A 24769-nucleotide genomic window follows, 5' to 3' on the forward strand; every position below is an offset into this window, starting at 1 on the left:
TGCGGCATGGGTATGGTTGGCTGAAGCTCGCATGCTGGCCCGTCGGCTTACTACTTGATTTTGTCTACACCCTCTTAGATGAAGAAGTACTCCTCGATTCTCTTGTTGTCCCTCGGCCTGCTCAGTGGCGTTGCCTCGGCAGGCGGCACCACCGAAGCCGGTATTGGCGGCGCATTGGGTGGGGTATTGGGTTCGGTCGTCGGCCAGTCGATTGGCGGCAGCACCGGCTCTGCGATCGGTGCGGGCCTCGGTGGTGCAGCCGGTGGTGCTGTTGGCGCGAACAAACACAGCCGTGGCGAAGCCGCCATCGGGGGCGCACTGGGCGCTGCCGGCGGTAACGTGGTGGGTCGCAGCATGGGCGGCACCACAGGCAGCCTGATCGGTGCAGCCGCCGGTGGCGGTGCCGGTGGCGCGCTGGGTAACTACATGGGCAGAGAAGCCGACGAAGAAGACCGTGACTACCGTGGACGTGGTTACCGCGGACGCGACTACGACGACCGTCGTTACTACCGTGACCGCGGCCATCACTACGGCCACCGCAAGCACCGTCACTGGCGCCACGACGACTGATAGCCGCCGCGACAACGGCCTAAAAGCACACCGCTATCACGTCACTGGCTTAAGCCAAATACCTAACGGTTCGCTCCCCTGGCGATCCGCTGGCATCCACCCGGAGCTCACGCTCCGGGTGCGTTGCAGAAGAGCCGCCAAGCGGCCGGAACACCCCAATCCACCGCATACCCCTCTGGCCCGACCTTGCCCGATGCCAACGGCTTAAGGGGAGTCCTGATATGGGCAAACAGGGCTGGGCGCTATCATCCAACGTCCTCAGATCAGGCAGGACGCAAGGAATGCGGATAGGTAATGACGCTGAAAGCCGAACGCTTGTCGCCACTAAAGGGTTGGCAAACTTCAAACCGGCGTTACCCGACCCTACCGAGTTCCAGCAGTTGCAGACACTCGTGCATCAAAGCTGCGGCGTCGTCATCACCGACGACAAGCGCGCACTGATCGCCGCCCGCCTGAATCAGCGCCTGCGCCACCACCGCCTGGACACCTACCGCGACTACCTTCAGTTACTCGAACAGCCTCATTATCAGGCTGAGCGCAGCCTGGCCATCGACCTGCTGGTTGCCAAGGAAACCTACTTCTTTCGCGAGCACCGTCACTTCGAGTACCTCGGCCAATGGTTAGCGAAACACCAAGGCCCGGTGCGCCTCTGGAGTGCCGCCTGCTCGTCCGGTGAAGAGGCCTACAGCCTGGCCATGGTTGCCAGCGAACATGCCGCCACCGATCACTGGGAAGTACTGGCCAGCGATGTGAGTACACGCATGCTGTCGCTTGCCCAAGCAGGTATCTACGATATTGCCCAGGCCCGCTATTTTCCTGAAGGCTGGCTAGAGCGTCATGGCCTGTGTGGCATTGGTCAGATGGTCGGGCGCCTGCGCATGAGTGCATGCTTGCGCCAACGGCTAACCCTCAAGACCATCAACCTGATCCACCCATTGCCCGACGACCTGGGCCATTTCCACGCCATCTTTCTGCGCAACCTGTTGATGTACGTCGACAGCGAGCACAAGCCGAGCCTGCTCAAGGACATAGTGGCTCGCCTGCACCCTGGTGGCCTGCTGTTTATCGGACACGCTGAAAGCATCCACGAACTGGCGCTTCCCCTTCGCCCGATACTACCTTCCGTATTCGAACGCTTATGACTGCACACTCACGGCAGGCCACCCAGGCGCGACACCGACACTGATGGCGCAGCACCGCGACAGCGCTCACATGGACCGAGCAAACCTGTCGCTCCTCATCCCTTGCGAAACAGGCTCGAACCCATGCTTTGCCGAATACTCCTTGTCGATGACTCGCCCCTCTTCAGAGCAGGTCTGAGGGCATTGCTCGAACAAAAAAAAGACTATGTCATCGTTGGGGAGGCTGGCGACGGCCTGAAGGCCATCACGTTGGCTGAACAACTGAAGCCGAACATCATCGTGCTGGACATGCTCCAGCACGCACTCGACAGCGAGGAGGTTCTGGGCGAACTGCAACTGCGCGTACCGTCGAGCCGCGTACTGATCCTATCGTCCCGCTCAGAGCTGGAGTTCGTGATGAAATGCCTGCAACACGGCGCCCACGGCTTCCTGCTCAAGAGCGCAACCGTGCCGGAACTTGAGTCGGCACTGCATGCCCTAAGAAGCGGCAGTCAGTACCTGTCCGCCACCGTACTGCCGCTGGTGATCGAACAGGCGGTGAAACACAGCCGCAAGCGCCCGACGATAGGCACCACGACACAACTGACCACCCGCCAACTGGAAATCCTTCGGCTGATTGCCCGTGGTGAGTCGACCCGCTCGATTGCCGAAGGCCTGGGCCTGAGCATCAAGACCATCGAGGCCCATCGCTCGCAGATCATGCACCGCCTGCAGATCCACGACGTGCCGGGCTTGGTGCTGTTTGCCGTGCGCGAAGGCATCATTCGCCTGAACGACTGAGCCTACTGGAGCGCCTGCAAGGCCGCCTGCAAGCGCTCCGGCAGGCTTGCCGGGCGACCTGTAGCACGCTCAACGAACACCTGTACCACGCGCCCTACTGCGCAGGCTTGCGAGTCATTGGCCTTGAACAATGCCACTGCGTATTCGACGCTACTACCGGCCAGGCGGCTAACCCGCACGCCAACCGCCAACGCCTCGGGGAACGCTGCCGAAGCGAAGAAATCGCAGGACGAACTCACGACAAAACCCACCACTTCGCCGTCTTGTGGGTCCAGTTCGGCACGTTCGATCAAGTACGCCTGCAGCGCACTGTCGAAGAACGCATAAACCATTGCACCGGCGATATGACCCTGTGCATCAGTGTCCTGCCAGCGCGTCTGAACAGGGTGAAAATGAGGGTAATGATCACGCTGAACCGTCTCGGACATACGATCCCTCCTGATGATGGCATCGACAAAGTGTCAGAGAGTGCGCGGTGCCCGCATCGTTGGCAAGCCAACTCCCACAGGGGTCCGCGCAGAACGCCGCATTTCCTGTAGGAACAAGCTTGCCTGCAATGGCATCAACTCGGTGCCAGCAAGTACGCGGCGCCTGCATCGTTGGCAAGCCAACTCCCACAGGGGGCCGCGCAGCACACTGCTTTTCTGTGGGAGCAGGCTTGCCTGCGATGGTATCGGCGCGGTGTCAGTGGGTACGCAGCGCCCGCATCGTTGGCAAGCCAACTCCCACAGGGGTCCGCGCAGTAGACTGCTTTTCTGTGGGATGCAGGCTTGCCTGCGATGGTATCGGCGCAGTGTCAGTGGGTACGCAGCGCCCGCATCGTTGGCAAGCCAACTCCCACAGGGGGCCGCGCAGTAGACTGCTTTTCTGTGGGAGCTGGCTTGCCTGCGATGGTATCGGCGCAGTGTCAGTGGGTAAGCGGCGCCTGCATCGTCGGCAAGCCAACTCCCACAGGGGGCCGCGCAGTACACTGCTTTTCTGTGGGATGCAGGCTTGCCTGCGATGGTATCGGCGCGGTGTCAGTGGGTACGCAGCGCCTGCATCGTTGGCAAGTCAACTCCCACAGGGGGCCTCGCAGTACACTGCTTTTCTGTGGGAGCTGGCTTGCCTGCGATGGTATCGGCGCGGTGTCAGTGGGTACGCAGCGCCTGCATCATTGGCAAGCCAACACACAGCGATCAACGCCAGAATGTTTTGGGCCTAAAAAACAAACCCCCGCTAAATAGCGGGGGTTCGTCAGTGCGCTGGCGACAACTTACAGTTGTGGGCCGGCGTTCTTGATGGCATCGGAAACGTCGAACTTCTTGAAGTTCTCGATGAACAGCTTGGCCAGGCCTTTGGCTGCTTCATCGTACGCTGCCTTGTCAGCCCAGGTGTTACGTGGGTTGAGCAGAACGGTTTCAACGCCTTCAACGGCCTTCGGCACGTCCAGGTTGATGATGTCCAGGTGTTCGGTTTCAGCACCGATCAGCGCACCGCTCTGGATCGCTGCGATCACCGCACGGGTGGTCGGGATGTTGAAACGCTTGCCAACGCCGTAGCCACCACCGGTCCAGCCAGTGTTGACCAGGTAGACCTTGGAGTTGAAGCCACGGATACGCTTGATCAGCAGCTCAGCGTATTCACCGGCAGGACGCGGGAAGAACGGAGCGCCGAAGCAGGTGGAGAAGGTCGACTTGATGCCGGAACCCGAACCCATTTCGGTGGAGCCAACCAGTGCGGTGTAACCCGACAGGAAGTGGTAGGCCGCCTGCTCTTCGCTGAGGATCGACACTGGCGGCAGTACGCCGGTCAGGTCGCAGGTCAGGAAGATGACCGCGTTTGGCTCGCCGCCGAGGTTTTTCGGTGCACGCTTCTCGATCAGTTCGCGCGGGTAGGCCGCACGGCTGTTCTGGGTCAGGCTGTCGTCCGCGTAGTCGGCTTTCTTGGTGACCGGGTCGATGACCACGTTCTCCAGAACAGCACCGTGCTGGATCGCTTTCCAGATGACCGGCTCGTTCTTCTCGGACAGGTCGATGCACTTGGCATAGCAACCGCCTTCGATGTTGAACACCACGCCTTCGCCCCAGCCGTGCTCGTCGTCACCGATCAGGTAACGGCTTTCGTCAGCAGACAGGGTGGTTTTACCAGTGCCGGACAGGCCGAAGAACAGGGTCACGTCGCCCTCTTCGCCCATGTTGGCAGCGCAGTGCATTGGCAGCACGTCGGCCGCTGGCAGCAGGAAGTTCTGTACCGAGAACATCGCTTTCTTCATCTCGCCGGCGTAACGCATGCCTGCGATCAGCACCTTTTTGGCGGCGAAGTTGATGATCACGGTGCCGTCGGAGTTGGTGCCATCACGCTCAGGTTCGCAGACGAAGTTCGGCGCGTTGATGATCTGCCATTCCTGCTTGGCGCCCGGATTGTAGGTTTCCGGGTTGATGAACAGGCAACGGCCAAACAGGTTGTGCCAAGCCGTCTCGGTGGTCATCTTGACCGCCAGGTAGTGGGCTTCGTCGGAACCGACATGCACGTGGGAAACGAAATGCTCGCGCTCGTTGACGTAGGCCTCGACGCGGTTCCAGAGGGCATCGAACTTGTCGGCCGGGAACTTGCGGTTGATCGGGCCCCAGGCAATAGCGTCCTGAGTGGTTGGTTCTTCTACGATGAAACGGTCAACCGGCGAACGACCGGTGCGATGACCGGTTTTCACGACGAGGGCGCCAGTATCGGCCAGCTCACCTTCACCGCGGTTCAGGGCTTCTTGTACCAGCTCGTCGACACTCAGATCGGTGTACACGGCGTTGTTGGCTTGCGTCATGAGATTCCCCATCCGGCCTGAGGCCGAGTGCTCCAAACGTTTTGTAGTAGAACTTTTTAAACTACTACAGCGAAAAAAGTGGCCGGATTATGCCAGAAACGCCCAAAAAAAGTAGAGCCCTCCTGTCAGAACGGCGCTTTTCCGCCATTCGACAGGAGATTTACCTGAGGCTAAACGTTTCAGTGACGAGTATCTGACGGTGCCTCAACACCCGCGCCCACGAACAATTGCGCCACATCAGTGGCATCGAACAGGTAGCGTTCGTTGCAGAACTGGCAATCGATCTCGATATGACCGCCATGCTCGGCCAGCAGTTGCTGCGCATCTTCCTGACCCAGGCTGACCAGTGCATTCCCCGAACGTTCGCGCGAGCAACTGCAACGGAAGCGCAGCGGCTGGATGTCGAACAGGCGCACAGCCTCTTCGTGGTAGAGGCGGTGAAGGATGGTTTCGTTGTTCAGGCCAAGCAGTTCTTCATCACTCAGGGTGCTGGCCAGGGCAGTGACGTGCTGCCAGCTGGCGGCGCGATCGTCTTCATCTTTCTGGCGATCGGCAGGCAGTTGTTGAAGCAACATGCCACGGGCGTTTTTGCCATCGGCCTTGAGCCAGAAGCGCGTGCCAACCTGCTGGGACATGACGAAGTAGTTGGTGAAGCACTGCGACAGGTCCTCCCCGTCCAGGTCTACCAGGCCCTGGTAACGCTGGCCGTTGGTAGGGTCGACGGTCAGTGCGAGTACGCCGTCCGGCATTAGTTCGCTCAGCGTCGCCGTATCGCCTATCTGGCCTGCATCGTAACGCGCCAGCCCGCGGATTTCGCGCTCGCTGGAGCACTCAACCATCAACAATGGAACCGGGCCTTCAGAGCGTGCCTGAAGAATCAGCAGGCCATCAAATTTCAGCGTGCCAACCAGCAGCGCCGCTGCCGCCATCAGTTCCCCGAGCAGTTGCGCGACGGGCTCCGGATAGGTGTGCTTGGCCAGCACTTCGGCGTAACTACGCTCGAGCGCAACCAGCTCACCGCGAACATCGCTTTCGTCGAAGATGAAGCGTTGGGTGTAGTCGGTATCGGGCAAATCGTGCATGAGTTCTGGCTTTCTAAGAGGTGACAAAATAAATGGGCTGGCCATCAAGGGCCGCGTCAGGGCACCTGCGGGTACCACGGTGTGCTGCTTGAACCGGGTATTTTATGGGCAATCGGCCACTGATCCAAGCGAAGCAAGGCGGGTTCACACAGACACACTGCAACCCCACCTACTCTGTTTCCGCTTATGGCCTTTTGACCAGTGCCTCTGCCGGCCTTTCGACGAATGGCAATGCCGACCACGCAAACGCTCAATGACCCGTGTCGTGGAACTGGTGAAGCTGGCGCCGCTGCTTCTTGGTCGGCCGCCCATCGGTGGTCACACCCAGCGCGCCCGCTTTGCGCATGGCCGCCTGTTCACGGCGGGCAATACTCTGCGCTGTTTCCTCGTACAGCGCCTGGGCTTCGGGGGCACCACGGCGCACCACCGACAATGCCTTGACCACGACAGTGCGCTCGTCGAAACCGGTGCGCAAGACGAACTCATCGCCTATCCGCGGCTCCTTGCCCGGCTTGCAGCGCTCACCTCGGCAATGCACCTTGCCACTCTCGATGGCCGCCTTGGCCAACGCTCGGGTCTTGTAGAAACGTGCCGCCCACAACCATTTGTCCAGGCGAACCTTGTCGTCTTCTTCGGGCTTTTGTGCCATCTCATGTCCTCGATCGCAATCTGCAATCGAACTGTACTACCGTAACTGGCGGATGCAAAAAGTACGCGGCGTGCTTACAGTTCACCGATCATTTGAGCAGGTTTAGCAATTTGAAGACTTTTGACCATTTAACCGTGATCGGTCTACGCGAGTGGGTGGCGCTACCCGACCTCGGGGTAGCCGGCCTGCGTGCGAAAATCGACACCGGTGCCAGCACTTCAAGCCTGCATGCTACCGAAATCGAACCGTTCGAACGCGACGGCCAGCGCTGGGTCCGTTTCAACGCCCACCTGGGTTCGGTGGTGCAGTTGCGCCATCGACGCTGTGAAGCGCCATTGGTGGCGATGAAAACCATTAAAAGCTCCAACGGTCAGGCCCAGATCCGCTATGTGATCCGCACAACCCTGGCACTCGGCGACCGAGTCTGGGAGGTGGAGTTCACCCTGGCGTGCCGCAAGGCGATGCGCTATCGCCTGCTGCTGGGTTCCAAGGCCCTGGTTGACGGCCAATTGGTGGTCAACCCCGGGCTCAAGTATGTTCAGGACAAGCCGGCCTTCCCGGCCTCCCCCACCCCTTCCACAGGTGTTGCATGAAGATCGCTGTGCTGTCGCGAAACCCGCGTCTGTATTCCACTCGTCGTCTGGTCGAAGCCGGTACCCAACGCGGCCATGAGATGGTCGTGATCGACACGCTGCGCGCCTACATGAATATCGCCAGCCACAAACCGCAGATCCACTACCGTGGCAAACCACTTGAAGGCTTCGATGCGGTCATTCCACGCATCGGGGCCTCGGTGACCTTCTACGGCTGCGCGGTGCTGCGTCAGTTTGAAATGATGGGCGTGTTTCCGCTCAATGAGTCGGTGGCCATCGCCCGCTCGCGGGACAAGCTGCGCTCGCTACAGTTGCTGTCGCGGCGTGGTGTCGGCCTGCCCATCACCGGTTTCGCCCACTCGCCGGATGACATTCCCGACCTGATCCAGATGGTCAATGGCGCGCCACTGGTGATCAAGGTCCTCGAGGGCACCCAAGGCATTGGCGTGGTGTTGTGCGAAACCACCAAGGCCGCCGAATCGGTGATCGAGGCCTTCATGGGCCTGAAGCAGAACATCATGGTCCAGGAGTACATCAAGGAGGCCGGCGGTGCCGACATCCGTTGCTTCGTGGTCGGCGACAAGGTCATCGCCTCGATGAAACGCCAGGCCAAGCCGGGGGAGTTCCGCTCGAACCTGCATCGCGGAGGTACCGCCAGCCTGATCAAGATCACCCCGGAAGAGCGCATGACCGCCATCCGTGCCGCCAAGGTGATGGGCCTGTCGGTAGCCGGTGTGGATATCCTGCGCTCCAACCATGGCCCGCTGGTGATGGAGGTGAACTCCTCGCCCGGCCTGGAAGGCATTGAGGTCACCACCGGCAAGGACGTTGCCGGGATGATCATCGAACACCTGGAGAAGAATGGCGGGCCGCACCTGACCCGCACCAAGGGTAAGGGCTAAACCGCGTCCCTGGGCAGCAACAAGCCCAGGGGCAGACGCACCCGTGCTTCAAGGCCGCCACCGGAACGGTTGCGCAGCTCGACATTGCCACCGTGCTGGGCCGCGATGCGCTTGACGATCGCCAGGCCCAGCCCGGTGCCTTTGCCACTGCGGGCACGGTCGCCGCGAATGAACGGGTTGAAGATGCCCTCCAGCTCGCTTGGATCAATACCCGTACCACGGTCCAGCACGCTCAGCACCACATAGGGCGCACTGCTGTCACCCGAGACATAGGCAGCCACTTCGACGCCCTTGCCGGCGTGATACAGCGCGTTGCCAATCAGGTTGTTCAACATGCGCTTGAGCGAAACCCGACGCAGCGGGAACGGCGGAATCGGCTCCAGGCACAGGCGCACCCGCTCTTCCGGCTGATTGAAGGGTGCCACCACCTCACGCACCAGATCGCTGAGGTCGACCTCCTCCACGGGCTCGTCACGGCCATCACGGATAAAGGCCAGGAACTGGTCGAGAATGGCGTCCATGTCCTCGATGTCGCGCACCATGCCGTCAGTCAGCTCACTGTCATTGCTCATCAACGACAGTGACAGGCGCAGCCGGGTCAAGGGCGTACGCAAGTCATGGGAAACACCGGCCAGCATCAACTCACGCTCGCGCCCGGCCTGCTCGACATCCTCGGCCATCTGGTTGAACGCCCGATACACTTCGGTCATCTCGCTGGGCGTATCACTGATCGGCAAACGCACGCTACGCCCCTGCCCCAACTGCCGGGCCGCGAACACCAGACGTTTGAGCGGCTGATTGAGCTGACGCACGAAGATCCAGGCCGAGGCCGTGGACAGCAAGCCAATGGCCAGGAACCACCCCAGCACGCTCCAGATTTTCTGGCCGCGCAGCGGGTGCGGGTACAGCGGCACTTTCAGCCAGCCATCGCCCAGGCTCGGTGCGCGCACCCACAGGGCCGGAGGGGCATGGATACGCAAGCGAACCTCGGTGTCGGCGCCCAGTTCGGCCTGCATCTGCCGCTGATAAATCTCACTGTAGGGCCAATGCTGCTCACCCTCAGGCACACCGGTACCGACCACCCGGATCAGGCCAGCGGCTTCGGCGATTTTTTCACGGTCCGCCTCGTCGGCGGCCCAATAGGCGCGCAAGGTCAAGGCCACGCCATGGCTGTACTGGCGATCGACAAGCACATCTTCGTTCATCAGCAGGTAAACCAAGGTCAGCGCCTTGGAAAACAGCACAACGATCAGCACCAGCCAAAGGGTGCGGGCGAAGAAGCTTTGCGGGAACCACAGCGGCGTTTTCATGGACAACAGCTACACACCTTGCAGGAGCGAGCATGGCTCGCAGGCTTTGCGGACCTCGACACAAGCAAAAAGCAGGGCACCGTTAAGGTAGCCCCGCTTCCTGTGACGCACGTCTACAACCGAAACGTTACTTGCCGGCGTTGCCGTCCGGTACGAACACATAACCAACACCCCAAACGGTCTGGATGTAGCGCGGTTTGGACGGGTCGGGCTCGATCATGCGCCGCAGACGCGAAATCTGTACGTCGATGGAGCGCTCCAGCGCATCCCATTCACGCCCTCGGGCCAGGTTCATCAGCTTGTCACGGGTGAGCGGCTCACGGGCGTGCATGACCAGTGCCTTGAGTACGGCGAATTCACCGGTGGTGAGCATGTGTACTTCGTCGCCACGCTTGAGCTCGCGGGTGGCCAGCGACAGTTCGTAGTCGCCAAAAGTGACGGTCTCGTCTTCAGTGCCCGGCGCACCTGGCACCGAAGGCGCCTGGCGGCGCAGCACGGCCTTGACCCGTGCCACCAGTTCGTCGGGGTTGAACGGCTTGGCCAGGTAATCGTCGGCGCCCAGTTCCAGTCCCTTGATCCGGCTCAGCTCGTCACCCTTGGCGGTCAGCATGATGATCGGGACCTGGTTGTTCGCCGCCCGCAGACGGCGACAGGCCGAGAGGCCATCCTCTCCCGGCAGCATCAGATCAAGCACGACCAGATTGAAGACTTCACGGGCCAGCAGGCGGTCCATCTGTTCGACATTCGGTACAGCGCGGGCACGGAAGCCCTTGCTGGTGAAAAAACGCTCCAGCAGGCTGCTCAGCCCCGGATCGTCATCGACGATGAGGATTTTCTCGCCTTCAGCGGTTTGTGCAGTGCTGCTCATAGGTCGCTCCTTTAATCTCGGCAAGCATTATGGCCTAGCCGCCACGGGCCGTGACGTGTGCATTGTTAGCAGATTTTTCCCCCGATGCCAGTCGGACCCGGCGCCAGGCTGGCCTGCTGCTATCACCGCAAGCCGGATGTGGCGGGTATAATGCGCGCCTTTGATCCACTGCCGCCCGCGCCCCGCGTCGGCCTGCGGCCCCCGCATTCACAATTTGTCAGGTGGTTTTATGGACAGCATCAACAGCCGCATTGCCGAAGAACTCGGCGTCCGCCCGCAGCAGGTCGAGGCGGCCGTGACCCTGCTTGATGAAGGCTCCACGGTGCCTTTTATCGCCCGTTACCGCAAGGAAGTCACCGGTAGCCTGGACGACACCCAACTGCGTCACCTGGAAGAGCGCCTGCGCTACCTGCGCGAACTCGACGAACGGCGCGTGAGCATCCTGGCGAGCATCGAGGAACAAGGCAAGCTGACACCCGAACTGGCCCGCGAGATCAAGCTGGCCGACACCAAGACCCGCCTTGAAGACCTTTACCTGCCTTATAAGCAGAAGCGCCGCACCAAGGGCCAGATCGCCCTGGAAGCCGGCTTGGGCGAGCTGGCCGACGGCCTGCTGAACGACCCGCAACTGAACCCGGAAACCGAAGCCGCGCGCTTCGTCGACGCCGAGAAAGGTGTTGCCGACGTCAAGGCGGCACTGGAAGGCGCCAAGTACATCCTGATGGAACGCTTCGCCGAAGACGCCAGCCTGCTCGCCAAGCTGCGCAGTTTCCTCAAGCAGGAAGCCGTGCTCAGCGCCCGCCTGGTGGCAGGCAAGGAAGAAGAAGGGGCCAAGTTCCGCGACTATTTCGAACACGATGAACTGCTCAAGAGCGTGCCATCGCACCGCGCATTGGCCATTTTCCGCGGCCGCAACGAAGGCGTGCTGGCCGCCTCGCTGAAAATTGGCGAAGAACTGCCGGGCACCCTGCACCCATGCGAGCTGATGATCGGTGAGCACTTCGGCCTGCGTAACCAGAACCGTCCTGCCGACAAGTGGCTGGGCGAAGTGGTGCGCTGGACCTGGAAGGTCAAGCTCTACACCCACCTGGAAACCGACCTGTTCGGTGAGCTGCGCGACAACGCCGAAAGCGAGGCCATCAACGTCTTCGCCCACAACCTGCATGACCTGCTGCTGGCCGCGCCCGCCGGCCCGCGCGCGACCCTGGGCCTCGACCCGGGCCTGCGCACCGGCTGCAAGGTAGCGGTGGTCGATGCCACCGGCAAGCTGCTCGACACCGCCACGGTGTACCCGCATGTACCCAAAAACCAGTGGGACCAGACCATCGCCGTGCTGGCCGCGCTGTGCGCCAAGCACTCGGTTGAACTGATCGCCATCGGCAACGGTACTGCCAGCCGCGAAACCGACAAACTGGCCGCCGAACTGATCAAGAAGTATCCCGCCCTGAAAATGACCAAGATCATGGTCTCCGAAGCCGGCGCGTCGGTGTACTCGGCTTCGGAACTGGCTGCCCGCGAGTTCCCCGAGCTGGACGTATCCCTGCGCGGTGCGGTGTCCATTGCCCGTCGCCTGCAGGACCCGCTGGCCGAACTGGTGAAGATCGATCCGAAGTCCATCGGGGTCGGCCAGTACCAGCATGACGTGTCGCAGCTCAAGCTGGCACGTGGCCTGGATGCCGTGGTCGAGGACTGCGTGAACGCCGTCGGCGTTGACGTCAACACCGCGTCGGTAGCACTGCTGTCGCGCATTTCCGGCCTGAACAGCACCCTGGCACAGAACATTGTCGCGCACCGCGATGCCAACGGTGCCTTCAAGACCCGCGCCGCGCTGAAGAAAGTCAGCCGCCTGGGCGAGAAGACCTTCGAGCAAGCGGCAGGCTTCCTGCGCGTGATGAACGGCGACAACCCGCTGGACGCCTCGGCTGTTCACCCGGAAGCCTACCCGCTGGTACAGCGTATCGCCGCCGAGACCGATCGCGACATTCGCTCGCTGATTGGTGACAGTGGCTTCCTCAAGCGCCTGGACCCGAAAAAGTTCACCGACGAAACCTTCGGCCTGCCAACTGTCACCGACATCCTCCAGGAACTGGACAAACCAGGCCGTGACCCGCGTCCGGAATTCAAGACCGCCGAGTTCCAGGAAGGCGTCGAAGACCTCAAGGACCTGCAACCCGGCATGATTCTCGAAGGCGTCGTGACCAACGTCACCAACTTCGGTGCCTTCGTCGACATCGGCGTGCATCAGGACGGCCTGGTGCATATTTCCGCGCTGTCGGAGAAGTTCATCAAGGACCCGCGTGAAGCCGTCAAGGCCGGTGACGTGGTCAAGGTCAAGGTCATGGAAGTGGACATCCCGCGCAAACGCGTTGGCCTGTCGATGCGCATGGGTGACACACCCGGCGAGAAAGTCGACGGCGCCCGTGGCAGCCGCCCAGGCTCGGCACCTCGCCAACAGAGCGCGCCGGCACGGGCCAAGGAAACCGCCGCCCCGGCAAACAACGCCATGGCCTCGCTGTTCGCCAACGCCAAACAGCTGAAGAAACGTTGATGGAAGCACCTGAAGGTATCGTCCAGAGCGCATTCAGCCAATTGCTCGGCTGCCGCCTGCAACGCCTGGACAACGGCGTTGCGGAGGTTGCCCTGTCGCTGCAGGAGCACCTGCGCAACCGTGGCGGCAAACTGCATGGCGGCGCGCTGTTCAGCCTGGTCGACATCGCCATGGGCCTGGCCTGTTCCAGCGCCCACGGTTTCGACCAGCAAAGCGTTACCCTGGAATGCAAGATCAACTACCTGCGTGCTGTCAGCGAAGGCGACGTGCTGTGTATCGCTCGTGTACTGCATGCCGGGCGACGCACGCTGGTGGTCGACGCCGACGTGCTTCAGGGCGACAAATTGGTCGCCAAGGCACAGGGGACCTTTTCGGTCCTCTAGCCGACGCTTGCTGTTTCAGGCTATTTTCGCCAGTGCGCAGGTACTGCCGAAACCGTCTTTTGTGCCCCGAAAATCGGGGCATGAGCCTGCAGGCCCGGCCTGCGATAACCAGGCGACAACGCCAGTTCCTCTCTTCACCCTTGTAGACCGTCATCTCTACCCCCATATTGGGGCGACTGACCGTGAAGGAATCCATCTTGAGCGAACTTCTCAACCGCCGCCTGAGCCTGCTCGGCCAGCGTGACAACCTCTCCCTGCTCGAGCAGTGCCTGCATGGTATTGAGCGCGAATGCCTGCGCGTGACCGAGGACGGTCGCCTGGCACAGACCCCGCACCCCGAGGCGCTGGGCTCGGCCCTGACCCATGAACAGATCACCACGGACTATTCGGAGTCGCTGCTGGAGTTCATTACCCCAGCCCTGACCGACCCGGCAAAAACCCTGGAGAGCCTGGAGAATATCCACCGTTTCGCCTACGCCAAACTGGGCGACGAATACCTGTGGAGCCCGTCGATGCCCTGCCCGCTGCCCGCCGAGGAGGACATCCCGATCGCCTGGTATGGCACCTCCAACATCGGTCAGCTCAAGTACGTCTACCGCAAGGGCCTGGCCCTGCGCTATGGCCGCACCATGCAGTGCATCGCCGGTATTCATTACAATTTCTCGCTGCCGGAAAAACTCTGGCCACTGCTGATGCAGGCCGAAGGTGCCGAAGGCAGCGAGCGCGATTATCAGTCCGCCGCCTATATCGCCCTGATCCGTAACTTCAGGCGCTACAGCTGGCTGCTGATGTACCTGTTCGGTGCCTCGCCAGCGCTGGATGCGGGCTTCCTGCGTGGCCGCCCCCATCAGTTGGAAAGCTTTGACGCCAGTACCTTGTACCTGCCCTACGCCACCAGCCTGCGCATGAGTGACCTGGGCTACCAGAGCAATGCACAAGCCGGCCTGACGCCCTGCTGCAACGACCTGAACAGCTATACCGACAGCTTGCGCAAAGCGGTGGGTACGCCTTACCCGCCATATGTCGAAATCGGTACGCACAAGGATGGTGAGTGGGTTCAGCTCAACACCAACATCCTGCAGATCGAAAACGAGTACTACTCCAACATTCGACCCAAGCGGGTGACCTACACCGGCGAGCGGCCGATCCAGGCATTGATGGCGCGTGGCGTGCAGTACGTCGAAGCGCGTTGCCTGGATATCAACCCCTTCCTGCCAACGGGCATCGACCTGGCTGAAGCGCGTTTCCTCGACGCCTTCCTGCTGTACTGCGCGCTGGAAGAAAGCCCGTTGCTGGAAAATGGCGAATGCGGCCAATGCACCAGCAACTTCCTTACCGTCGTCAAGGAAGGGCGCCGCCCAGGCCTGACGCTGCAACGCCAAGGGCAACCGGTGACACTCACGCAGTGGGCCGAGGAACTGCTGGAGCGCATTGCGCCGCTGGCGCAATTGCTTGACCAGAGCCAGGGTGGGCATGAGCACGTCAGCGCGCTGGCCCAGCAAAAGGCCAAGGTCGACGACCCTGAATTGACGCCTTCGGCACAGGTGCTGGCGAGCATGACCGAGAACCGCGAAAGCTTCAGTGAGTTCTCCTTGCGCCAGAGCAAGGTTCACGCCGAATACTTGCGCAGCCAGGCATTGCCTGCCGAGGAACTGCAGCGTTTCGAGGCTATGGCCCGCACGTCGCTCGCCGCTCAGGCTGAACTTGAGCGCCAGGAAGTGGGGGATTTCGACCTGTTCGTCAGCGCCTACCAGGCCAGCATCCTGGCGATCAGCAACTGACATGACCCGTACCACCACTCCACGTAAACCTCGCGCCCGTAGCCAGGCCCGCATCGACTCCATTCTCGATGCGGCACGCACGCTACTGGCCAGCGAGGGTGTGGCCAGCCTGTCGATCTACAGCGTGGCCGAGCGGGCGCAGATTCCGCCGTCGTCGGTGTACCACTTCTTCGCCAGTGTTCCGGCACTGCTTGAGGCCCTCACTGCCGATGTTCACCGTGCGTTCCGGGCCTGCCTGCAGGCACCCATCGAGCCGACGCGGCTGAACACCTGGCATGACCTGTCACGGCTGGTGGAACAGCGCATGCTGAGCATCTACAACGACGATGCCGCTGCCCGCCAGTTGATCCTCGCCCAGCATGGCCTGAGCGAAGTGACCCAGGCTGATCGCCAGCACGACATCGAACTGGGCGACTTGATGCACAAGCTGTTCGAGCAGCACTTCCAGTTGCCGGTACTGCCGAATGACGTGGATGTGTTTGCACTGGCCATGGAGCTGGGCGACCGGGTCTACGCCCGCTCGATACAGCTTTACGGGCAGATCACCCCGCGCATGGCGGAAGAAGGCATGCGCGTATTCGACGCCTACCTGGGCCTCTACCTACCACCGTTCCTGCCTCGTCGCTAGTACGCCAACCCCCAGCAATATCTCCAGCAATATGTAGTGCCTCCACCACACGCGATGCGTGTGAACTGAAAGGAGCGGCAAACACGGCGCCGCTCAACTTAGTCACGGAGGGCACCCATGCCAGATTTTTTTGAAATCACATTCCCTGAGCCTACCGACCTGGAGGAGACCGTTAGCGGTACCCGCTCCGGTACAGGTAACTCGCTCCACCAAGCCAGCATGGCCCTCAACCAGATCATCCCGGCGTTGCAAGCGCTGATGGCGCAATCCCCTGGCCTGCAGCAATCCATTGCCAGCATGCTCTCCCAGCAGTGGAACATTGATCCACGCCTGTGCGGTGTGCAACACGACACGACCCAGGTGAGCCTGTTGGACATGTCGGCCTACCTGCTCGCCAGCCCGGCGTTTTCCAATCTGTTTACAGAAGACTGGACCACCTATGGGGTGGATAACAACGCCAGTGCAGCCCAAATGAGCGGTGCCGACTGGGTCCGTCGAATCAACGCCCTGACACCAGGCCGGTTGGTAGCACAGGTCTACAGCACATACTGGGCGCAACGCATGCCCGGGCATGCACACGCTCGCCTGGCGCACGGAGAAAGCCTGCTGCAACAGCATTTCACCCACAGCATCGACCTGGCTTACGGCCTCGGGAACATTGACGAACACGCCTGGTACCAAGGGCATGCGGCCAGCACCTGGGCGGCGGTTTACTGGGAACACTCGGACAAAATGCGTGAGCTGGCGCAGGCCACGCTAGTGGTTCAGCCACTGGCCGAGCAGGCCCCATGGCTGCTGTATCGCCCCGGCGATACGACAACCCTTCGCGCATACGCTGATCGTGCAGCTCTGGAGAGTGGCTTGAACGAACTGCGCGCCACCTTATGGCCAGACCTGCCAGCCACCGAGGATGACGACAATACGTCCGGGGCACCGGTCATCAGCCCGCTTGAAGAAAGCGCTTTCGGCTTTGTACTGAAGCAACTGCTGCTCGACCATGAAGAGCGCGCACTGCCGTTACTCGAGCAGGCCTGCCTGAACCAGACGCCGGACCAGAACCAGGAGCCCGGCAACCTCGACTGGCAGTCGATCAACGACTGGGAGCAACGCAGCAGCCTGCGTCTCGTGGCACCTCTGGCCGATGAAACCTCGGCCCTGATCCACAGCACCCTGCAACACGAACAGCAGCTGGCTGAAGAACAACTGCATTTCGATGCACTCAGCCCTGTACTGCCACTGCTCTGGCGAACCTCGCGCATCGCGGCCTATCAAGCAGCCCTTGAGCGCTACGTGGGCGACGATACGGCAGTCACTGCGCCAGCCATGGTTACCCTGCGCGCCCTTGAAGAAGCGCTGGAGCAACACCAGGAAAAAACCTCCAGGCACCTGGAACAGTTGCCCGACCCCCTCTCCCCTGCCGACTGGCAAGAACATGTCGAGGGCACCTCTCGCTTCGACTTCATCAGCCACCGCCTGGCTCAGGCACTGCTCGCCGAAGCGCGTCTGCAGCAGACGCTGGGTGAATTGAACGACGCGCAATTCGCGCTCATCGACGCCGTCGTGGCACAACCGGAATACACCCCAGAGCACACGGTCGAGGTTGCCAGGCTGACACTGGTCATAGGCAATCAACAGTGGCCACTGCACGGCTTTCTGACCTTTCGGCCCGCCGCAGAAACAACGACGCAGGAAAATGACGTACTGCTCTATCGGTCTGGACGCGATGGCGGGCTGAAGGCGTTTGCTGACGAAACGCTACTGACACAAGCGCTGCTCGAAAGCCTGTCCGGGCTGTGGGCCAATACCCTGATCGACAGTGTCGGGCCAACAGCGTCCCAAGCGCTGTTGACCGCGCTGGCCAGCAGCCAGGAACCGGCGCGCCTGGAAAGCACCCCGCTGATTACCCACTGCTTTGATCACTGCGTGCAGACGATCATTGACGCCATACAACCAGAAGACGCCGAACAGGTCGAGTCCAGCACTGAAGCTCACGCCTGGTTGAGCACGCTGCTGTCGATTCCCAGAAACGAAGCCCGGACGCAAGCCTTCAACGCGATTGCCGAACAGAACAGAACCGAAAACATCGTCAAGCAGTTTGACACCCGGCTAAACCGCCTGTCGGCTGAAGAGAGAAACGCCCTGACTGCCGGCTTCCAGCAGTACAGTCAGGCGATGGTAGCCTCCATCGTCTGCCTGGAACAGAGCCTGCCCGAACGCACCCAGTTCGCACGGGACAAGCTGGCGCAGCAATTGCGCAAAGATCTCGGGCTTACGACCGTCCCAACGATCACGGTAAACCTGCCGGACCAGGTCGACATGTACCAAGAGCCGATTGCCGGCTCGGGCCAAGCGCATGCGACCAGGACGGTCTTCGTACCGAGTGAAGCGCGCAGCGATATTCCCCTGGAGAACCTGCTCCTGGGGGCTATGGATGAGAACGTTCTGCAACGCATGAACTACATGCGTTTTGCCTTCGATCCTCCCGAAAGCAGCACACGCTTGAGCAATGCCTTGACCAGCACCTACCTGGCTCGCCTCGACAAGACGCTCGATCTGGCGGGTGCTTATGAAAGTGCCATCCTCGAAGCCTTCAATGGCTCGGAAGGCGACACGGAAATGGCAAAAGAGTGGCGTGACGAAGTACTCCGTCGGCCGTTTGCACTCAGCCTGGAACTCTTTGCCCTGAGCAAACCTGCAGATCTGGACGACCAAGGGCAGGCCCTGCTGCGCGATGCGGCAGCCGGTACGATTGAATGGACACCCTTGAACCTCAACCCCGGTGTTGCCGCTGACGGTTCCAGCCATGAGGTCGCGCTGTCCGGCGTGTTCCTGCTGCAAAACGCCAGCCACGACACCGTCATCCTTTACCTGCCAGAAGCACCCAACGGCCGCATTGTCAGCCAGCATCCAAACGCAACAGCGGCCTGCCAGGCGTTGGAGCAAATGGCGTTGAACAGCATCATGCTCGACTGGCTGGCAACGCGTCCCGTAGCAGGCGACCCGGAACGGCATCGCAGCTACATCAATCAGGCGCTGCTGAAGAGCTTCACAGGCTTTATTGCCCCCGGCACACGCCAAACCCTTTCGCTGGCCACGCACCTGAGCCGGCTGCAAATGGGCCGGTTGATCACTCAGCATCGAAAAACAGCCCGCAGCCAACGCGAGCTGTATCTGGAAGAAGCGGCGATCCGCCACAACCGGGTATACGACTATATCCATCTATGCCTGTCATTCGTGCCGGGTGTCGGTGTCGCGGTGGGGCTCTACGATGGCTGGAACGCCTCCACCGCTGCAGTCGAAGCCTTTATGCGCGGGCAACACAGCCAAGGCGTCGACCACTTGAATTCGGTCGTACTGTCGATCATTGATGCATTACTCGACATTGCCCCAGGTCTCGGCGCCACGCCAAGCGCACGCGTGGCCAGCGCACGCGCGTACACTCGACTGCGACAAACCCAAGCGCAGCGGACAACCCTGGGCAAGACCGTGCGCACGGTCTCACCCGACCCGTTCAAAGGCTACGAAACAGAGATGCCGATGCACACGGCGCGGTTGGACAGCGCAGGCTATACGCGCAATACGCTGGCGCTGGACGGCAAGCGCTACATCAGCCGCTACGGCCGTTACTACGAAGTGCAATGGGACGCGACCTACAACACTTGGCGCTTGAAAGGCAACGCACTCAAGCACTACAAGCAACCCATACGGCTCAGCGAAGATGGCGTCTGGGAAACCCATGGGCACCTGAGCGGCCTGCTAGTCGAGAGTGGCCTGCAGGGTGGAGGGCAGAGGTTCAGCCAGCTGTACAACAATGGCTGGGAAACCCTGCACGGCTACCTTCGCCGCCTGCGCGGCAACGCCATTGAGCAACCGGAGGATGAGCTGAGACGAATGAGGCGTGAAACCGATCAGCACAAGGAGGCGCTCACGGCTGCGATCCAGGAGGCCCGCAATACGAGCGTCATCGGAGAACCTGCCGTTCCTGCTCAAATTCGCAAAGCACATCAGGACGCGATCACGGTGTGCCAGCGTTTTGTCGAACACCATGATCACTGCCTGCAGACCCTCAACCGCTTGAAACCAAGCATCAACCGCCAGCTTTACCGCCGCTTGCTGGACGAATACCTGACAAATGGATCCAATCAAAACCTGCTACTGATCCAGCTACGCGACAGAGCAACGCGCGCAATACTCCGCAATCAAAAAATTCTCGACGCAGAGCTCGAAGCGTTCATCAACTCTCAGCCAACTGACGTGGAGGCAAACAGAGCACGCCTCCACACCCACAGAAATTCAATCCGCAATAACAGTAAACAGATGCTCGAGCAATTCGAAGAGCTTGGTCAAGCCTTCGATCGCCATCTGAATTTACGCAAAAAACTCCAAGGCCCAGCGCTGAGCGCATACGACACCAGGTTCAATTCAATTGAACTGCTGCTAGGGTCGCCACAGGCGTACAGATTGGCAAAATTGGATGTACAGAGTTCGCTACTCGTCAATTTTGACCACGAGCACGACATCGACTTCAACCTGTTCCACAACCAGTTCAAGACAAAGCGGCGCAATCTGGTACTCACGCTGCTAAGCCAGCACCAGTTACAGGAAGCTGACCTGAGCAGAGCCAGATATGGCGAGGCATTGAGAGCGCTCAGGGGACAATACACAACCTTCACCTCCTACCTTGACGCCTGGTCAAACAATTTCCCGCTGTTCATTGATACGGAAACCGTAACCAGCTTTCGTAGCATGCTGACGCAACTGATCAACGAGATCGACAATACCTTGATCAATTACCGGCTCCCAGAACGACGTGCCGGACGCCGCAGTACAGCCCGAGTATTCCAAACGGATGACCAGCAACTGCTTATAGGACGTCAGGTGAATGTTGGTGGTGAGGAACACATGGTGGTGCTGAACAATATGGACGAAAACTATGCCGAAAGTTTTCGTCGGATTGACGGAGATCGCTGGCAGAGTACGGTACCGGTCAGAAGCCGAACAATTGACCCACGCCGTATTAACGAACTGCAAAACCGGGCCCGCGAGCAACTGGCCGGCATCGCGGAGCAAAAAAACCGCTGGCAAGGCTATATGGCTACTGACATGGCGCCAGCCAGCCTGCAAAACATCGCCGAGCACTACGCGACCAACTTGCGCGAACGGGCACTCGATCTCCAGGATGCCCTGGGGGATCGGGCCACCAGCGACCAGCGTCAGTTGATGCAACGCCTGAGGGATGCAGCCAGGAATCTGGACCTGCATGGCAAGGAACTGCGCATCTCTAAAATCAAGACCACCCGACAACCGAATATCGGTCAGCTGCAGTTTCTTCACGAGCAGAATGCCGTCGAGGCGCGGTGGGGACGCATCCTGGAACCGAAAAAAGACAGCAAAGGTCGGCCGATCGAGTACCTGGAAGAGTATGAAGTGATAGATCTGGCGGCCAACACCGTGCTTTGGTACGCCCACTTCCACTTTCCACAGCGCCCCGGCAGCGGTTTCCGCAAATTAAGTGCGGGCCATTTGAAGGTGCGCAGTGAGCGCAATGTATCAAACGCCTGGCACGGACCTATCAACGAGGAAGAGGCGATGAAACTGTTTGGCGGGCTACGCCCGGCAGCCGAGTAAACCGGCGCAACCACGCCCCGGCGGGTCAAGGCTGGCCCGTCGGGGTGTTGTGTCGCACCCTGCTCACAGCTTGGCGATCGACACCTCGGTGGATTTAACGAAGGCAATCACTTCACTACCAATGGTCAGCTCCAGCTCCTTGACCGAACGGGTGGTGATCACCGAGGTGACGATACCCGAGGCGGTCTGTACATCGATTTCCGACAGTACCGGGCCTTCGAGGATTTCCTTCACGGTGCCTTTGAACTGGTTACGTACGTTGATCGCTTTAATAGTCATCTGCTTGATTCCTTATGGGACGAGAGGTCAATGCGCCCAACGCAGTTGCGTGGGCAAAGGGGCTACAGGTTCCGGCTCGGGCGCAATGCCCGGCACCGACAGAACACGGTTCAGTACTTCACTTTCCAGGGTTGCCAGGCGATGTGAACCACGCGCCCTTGGCCGTGGCAGGTCAACCAGCAGGTCGAGGCCAATCTCGCCGTCCTCGATCAGAATCACCCGATCCGCGACCGCAACGGCTTCGCTGACATCGTGGGTGACCAACAACACGGTGAAACCGTGCTGACGCCATAGCGTTTCAATCAGTTGCTGCATCTCGATACGGGTCAGGGCATCCAATGCACCCAGTGGCTCGTCAAGCAACAGCAAGCGCGGTTGATGGATCAGTGCTCGCGCCAACGCCACCCGTTGCTTCTGCCCACCCGACAGCGCTGCCGGCCATTCATTGGCCCGCTCAGCCAGGCCAACTGCCGCCAAGGCCTCCAGCGCGCGAGGGCGCCAGTCACCGGAAAGCCCCAGGCCTACGTTGTCGATGACCGTTTTCCAGGGCAGCAAACGTGCTTCCTGGAACATCAGCCGGGTGTCTTCACGGGCTTCGCTCAACGCTGCCGGGCCGGCCAGCAACTCACCCGCGCTGGGCTGGTCGAGGCCCGCCAGCAAGCGCAACAGCGTGCTCTTGCCACAGCCACTGCGACCGACGATGGCGACGAACTGCCCCGCCGGGATATGCAGGTCGATGTTGCGCAACACCTGGCGCTCGCCGAAGGTTTTCTGCAAGTTGCGCGCAGCCAGCGGAATACCGCGCAACAGCCGTGCGGGTGACGCGTTCAACAGGCTCATGGGCGATCTCCCTTGGCAACTTGATACGCCGGGTGCCAACGCAACCAGACCCGCTCTAGTGCACGCGCGGCAAGGTCTGCGAGCTTGCCCAGCACGGCGTACAAGACAATGGCCAGCACCACCACGTCGGTCTGCAGGAACTCCCGGGCATTCATCGCCAGGTAGCCGATACCGGCATTGGCCGAGATGGTTTCAGCCACGATCAACGTCAACCACATAAAGCCCAGGGCAAAGCGCACACCGACCAGAATCGAAGGCAAAGCACCCGGCAAGATCACCTGACGGAACAGCGCAAAACCGGACAGGCCATAGCTGCGCGCCATTTCCACCAAGGCCGGGTCAACATTGCGAATACCGTGATACGTGTTCAGGTAAATCGGGAACAAGGTGCCCAGGGCCACCAGGAAAATCTTTGCCGACTCATCAATACCAAACCAGAGAATCACCAGCGGAATCAGCGCCAGGTGCGGCACGTTGCGGATCATCTGCACCGAACTGTCGAGCAGACGCTCACCCCAACGTGACAACCCGGTGATGAAGCCCAGTGCCAGGCCAAGGCTGCCGCCGATGACAAAACCGACACCGGCGCGCCAGCCACTGATCGCCAGGTGCTTCCAGATATCACCGCTGCGCACCAGTTCGACACCGGCGCTGATGACCGCACTCGGTGCCGGCAGGATTCGCGTCGACAGCCAGCCGGCACTTACCGCCAGTTGCCAGACAGCCAGCAACAGCAGCGGCAAGGCCCAAGGGGCAAGCCTGTGTGACAAGGGCGCGTTAGCACGACTCATGGCCCGGTCCTCAGCGCTGCGCTGCAGATTTTGGCAAGATGTCGTTAGCGACCATCTCGCCGAACGGGCTGACATAGCCTGCGCTTTTTGGCGGTTCAGGACGCTGCACATCCAGGTGCGGGAACAGCAGTTCGGCTACCCGATACGACTCTTCCAGGTGCGGGTAACCGGAGAAGATAAAAGTGTCGATGCCCAGTGCCGCATACTCCTTGACCCGCTCGGCCACGGTTGGGCCATCGCCGACCAGCGCCGTGCCAGCACCGCCGCGCACCAGGCCAACCCCGGCCCAGAGGTTCGGGCTGACTTCCAGGTTGTCGCGCTTGCCGCCATGCAGTGCAGCCATGCGCTGCTGGCCGACCGAATCGAAGCGCGCCAGGGATGCCTGGGCACGGGCAATCGTGTCGTCGTCCAGGTGCGAGATCAGTCGCTCGGCGGCCTGCCAGGCTTCGGCGTTGGTTTCACGCACGATCACATGCAGGCGAATGCCGAAGCGCACCGTGCGCCCCTGTTTCGCCGCCTTGGCCCGCACCTGCTCGATTTTCTCGGCAACGGCAGCCGGCGGCTCGCCCCAGGTCAGGTACAGTTCAACCTGCTCGGCGGCCAGGTCCTGGGCTGCCTCGGACGAGCCACCAAAGTACAGCGGCGGACGTGGCTGCTGGATCGGCGGGTAAAGCAACTTGGCGCCTTTGACCTGAATATGCTGGCCGTCGTAATCGACCGTCTCGCCTTCGAGCACGCGACGCCAGATGCGGGTGAACTCCACCGAGGCCTGATAACGTTCTTCATGACTGAGGAACAGGCCATCCCCGGACAGCTCTTCCGGGTCGCCACCGGTGACCAGGTTGAACAGCGCGCGGCCACCCGAGAGCCGATCAAGGGTTGCGGCCTGACGTGCAGCGACCGTTGGCGAGATGATTCCGGGGCGCAGAGCCACCAGGAACTTCAGGCGCTGGGTTACCGGGATCAGTGAAGCGGCGACCAGCCAGGAGTCCTCGCAGGAGCGCCCGGTGGGGATCAGCACGCCGCCAAAACCGAGGCGATCCGCCGCTTGGGCGATCTGTTGCAGGTAACCGTGATCGACTGCTCGCGCGCCATCGGCGGTGCCAAGGTAATGACCGTCGCCATGGGTAGGCAGAAACCAGAAAACATTAAGGCTCATTGGAGTTGTCTCCTAAGGGTGGCTCAGACCGGGGCG

General features: G+C 60.9%; 20 protein-coding genes. 10 read left to right on the forward strand and 10 right to left on the reverse strand.

Going from position 1 to position 24769, the window contains the following annotated elements; all coding sequences use genetic code 11:
• Window positions 1-78 precede the first annotated feature (78 nt).
• The 3 genes from CYD26_RS09455 (at window position 79) to CYD26_RS09465 (ending at window position 2492) form a co-directional block, all read left to right on the forward strand.
• Complete coding sequence (locus CYD26_RS09455; RefSeq protein ID WP_102052450.1) at window positions 79-570, forward strand: glycine zipper domain-containing protein; 492 nt, start codon at window positions 79-81, stop codon at window positions 568-570.
• A 281-nt stretch (window positions 571-851) separates the two neighbouring features.
• Window positions 852-1712, forward strand: coding sequence for a protein-glutamate O-methyltransferase CheR (locus CYD26_RS09460; RefSeq protein ID WP_083199865.1), 861 nt, complete (start codon window positions 852-854; stop codon window positions 1710-1712).
• A 123-nt stretch (window positions 1713-1835) separates the two neighbouring features.
• Window positions 1836-2492, forward strand: coding sequence for a response regulator transcription factor (locus CYD26_RS09465; protein ID WP_065761089.1), 657 nt, complete (start codon window positions 1836-1838; stop codon window positions 2490-2492).
• A 2-nt stretch (window positions 2493-2494) separates the two neighbouring features.
• Here the strand turns inward: CYD26_RS09465 and CYD26_RS09470 are convergent, their stop codons facing one another.
• The 4 genes from CYD26_RS09470 to CYD26_RS09485 all read right to left on the reverse strand — a co-directional run bounded on the left by CYD26_RS09470 (window position 2495) and on the right by CYD26_RS09485 (window position 7023).
• Entirely contained in the window at window positions 2495-2920 is a 426-nt protein-coding gene (locus CYD26_RS09470) for a thioesterase family protein (protein ID WP_102052451.1), read from the reverse strand.
• 827 nt (window positions 2921-3747) lie between these two features.
• Window positions 3748-5292, reverse strand: coding sequence for a phosphoenolpyruvate carboxykinase (locus CYD26_RS09475; RefSeq protein ID WP_065760105.1), 1545 nt, complete (start codon window positions 5290-5292; stop codon window positions 3748-3750).
• 179 nt (window positions 5293-5471) lie between these two features.
• On the reverse strand, window positions 5472-6374 hold the full coding sequence (gene hslO / locus CYD26_RS09480) for an Hsp33 family molecular chaperone HslO (RefSeq protein WP_102052452.1): 903 nt from the start codon (window positions 6372-6374) through the stop codon (window positions 5472-5474).
• A gap of 250 nt (window positions 6375-6624) precedes the next feature.
• Window positions 6625-7023 (reverse strand): RNA-binding S4 domain-containing protein, encoded by a 399-nt coding sequence (locus tag CYD26_RS09485; RefSeq protein WP_102052453.1) that lies wholly within the window; start codon window positions 7021-7023, stop codon window positions 6625-6627.
• 110 nt (window positions 7024-7133) lie between these two features.
• Here CYD26_RS09485 and CYD26_RS09490 point away from each other — a divergent pair, with 110 nt between their 5' ends.
• Together CYD26_RS09490 and rimK are read left to right on the forward strand one after the other, a co-directional pair.
• Window positions 7134-7616, forward strand: coding sequence for an ATP-dependent zinc protease (locus tag CYD26_RS09490; protein ID WP_102052454.1), 483 nt, complete (start codon window positions 7134-7136; stop codon window positions 7614-7616).
• A complete protein-coding gene (gene rimK, locus CYD26_RS09495) occupies window positions 7613-8518 on the forward strand; it encodes a 30S ribosomal protein S6--L-glutamate ligase (protein WP_065760101.1) in 906 nt (301 codons plus the stop codon). The genes CYD26_RS09490 and rimK overlap by 4 nt, the downstream gene beginning before the upstream one ends.
• Here rimK and CYD26_RS09500 read toward each other — a convergent pair.
• On the reverse strand, window positions 8515-9828 hold the full coding sequence (locus tag CYD26_RS09500) for an ATP-binding protein (RefSeq protein ID WP_065760100.1): 1314 nt from the start codon (window positions 9826-9828) through the stop codon (window positions 8515-8517). The genes rimK and CYD26_RS09500 overlap by 4 nt on opposite strands.
• Before the next feature lie 127 nt (window positions 9829-9955).
• Window positions 9956-10696 (reverse strand): two-component system response regulator OmpR, encoded by a 741-nt coding sequence (gene ompR, locus CYD26_RS09505; RefSeq protein WP_065760099.1) that lies wholly within the window; start codon window positions 10694-10696, stop codon window positions 9956-9958.
• A 229-nt stretch (window positions 10697-10925) separates the two neighbouring features.
• Between ompR and CYD26_RS09510 the strand changes: the two genes are divergently transcribed.
• The 5 genes from CYD26_RS09510 (at window position 10926) to CYD26_RS09530 (ending at window position 21664) form a co-directional block, all read left to right on the forward strand.
• The gene (locus CYD26_RS09510; RefSeq protein ID WP_065760098.1) at window positions 10926-13244 is read left to right on the forward strand and encodes a Tex family protein; all 2319 of its coding nucleotides are present in this window, start codon (window positions 10926-10928) and stop codon (window positions 13242-13244) included.
• On the forward strand, window positions 13244-13627 hold the full coding sequence (locus CYD26_RS09515) for a PaaI family thioesterase (RefSeq protein WP_099776217.1): 384 nt from the start codon (window positions 13244-13246) through the stop codon (window positions 13625-13627). The genes CYD26_RS09510 and CYD26_RS09515 overlap by 1 nt, the downstream gene beginning before the upstream one ends.
• A 197-nt stretch (window positions 13628-13824) precedes the next feature.
• Window positions 13825-15408, forward strand: coding sequence for a glutamate--cysteine ligase (gene gshA, locus CYD26_RS09520; RefSeq protein ID WP_102052455.1), 1584 nt, complete (start codon window positions 13825-13827; stop codon window positions 15406-15408).
• Window position 15409: 1 nt separating this feature from the next.
• The gene (locus CYD26_RS09525) at window positions 15410-16036 is read left to right on the forward strand and encodes a TetR/AcrR family transcriptional regulator (RefSeq protein WP_065760095.1); all 627 of its coding nucleotides are present in this window, start codon (window positions 15410-15412) and stop codon (window positions 16034-16036) included.
• Window positions 16037-16153: 117 nt separating this feature from the next.
• Window positions 16154-21664 (forward strand): dermonecrotic toxin domain-containing protein, encoded by a 5511-nt coding sequence (locus CYD26_RS09530; RefSeq protein WP_102052456.1) that lies wholly within the window; start codon window positions 16154-16156, stop codon window positions 21662-21664.
• A gap of 63 nt (window positions 21665-21727) precedes the next feature.
• On the opposite strand, the gene CYD26_RS09535 is transcribed toward CYD26_RS09530, so the two are convergent.
• The 4 genes from CYD26_RS09535 to ssuD are packed head-to-tail and all read right to left on the reverse strand — an operon-like array spanning window position 21728 to window position 24733.
• Window positions 21728-21943 (reverse strand): molybdopterin-binding protein, encoded by a 216-nt coding sequence (locus tag CYD26_RS09535; protein WP_009400132.1) that lies wholly within the window; start codon window positions 21941-21943, stop codon window positions 21728-21730.
• 27 nt (window positions 21944-21970) lie between these two features.
• Entirely contained in the window at window positions 21971-22783 is an 813-nt protein-coding gene (gene ssuB / locus CYD26_RS09540; protein ID WP_065760093.1) for an aliphatic sulfonates ABC transporter ATP-binding protein, read from the reverse strand.
• Window positions 22780-23574: an aliphatic sulfonate ABC transporter permease SsuC gene (ssuC, locus tag CYD26_RS09545; RefSeq protein WP_065760092.1), complete on the reverse strand. Its 795-nt coding sequence runs from the start codon at window positions 23572-23574 to the stop codon at window positions 22780-22782. Before ssuC ends, ssuB begins: the two co-directional genes overlap by 4 nt.
• Before the next feature lie 10 nt (window positions 23575-23584).
• Window positions 23585-24733, reverse strand: coding sequence for an FMNH2-dependent alkanesulfonate monooxygenase (gene ssuD / locus CYD26_RS09550; RefSeq protein WP_102052457.1), 1149 nt, complete (start codon window positions 24731-24733; stop codon window positions 23585-23587).
• Window positions 24734-24769: the final 36 nt, after the last annotated feature.

The organism is Pseudomonas sp. FFUP_PS_473 (assembly GCF_002858665.1).
Lineage (GTDB): Bacteria > Pseudomonadota > Gammaproteobacteria > Pseudomonadales > Pseudomonadaceae > Aquipseudomonas > Aquipseudomonas defluvii.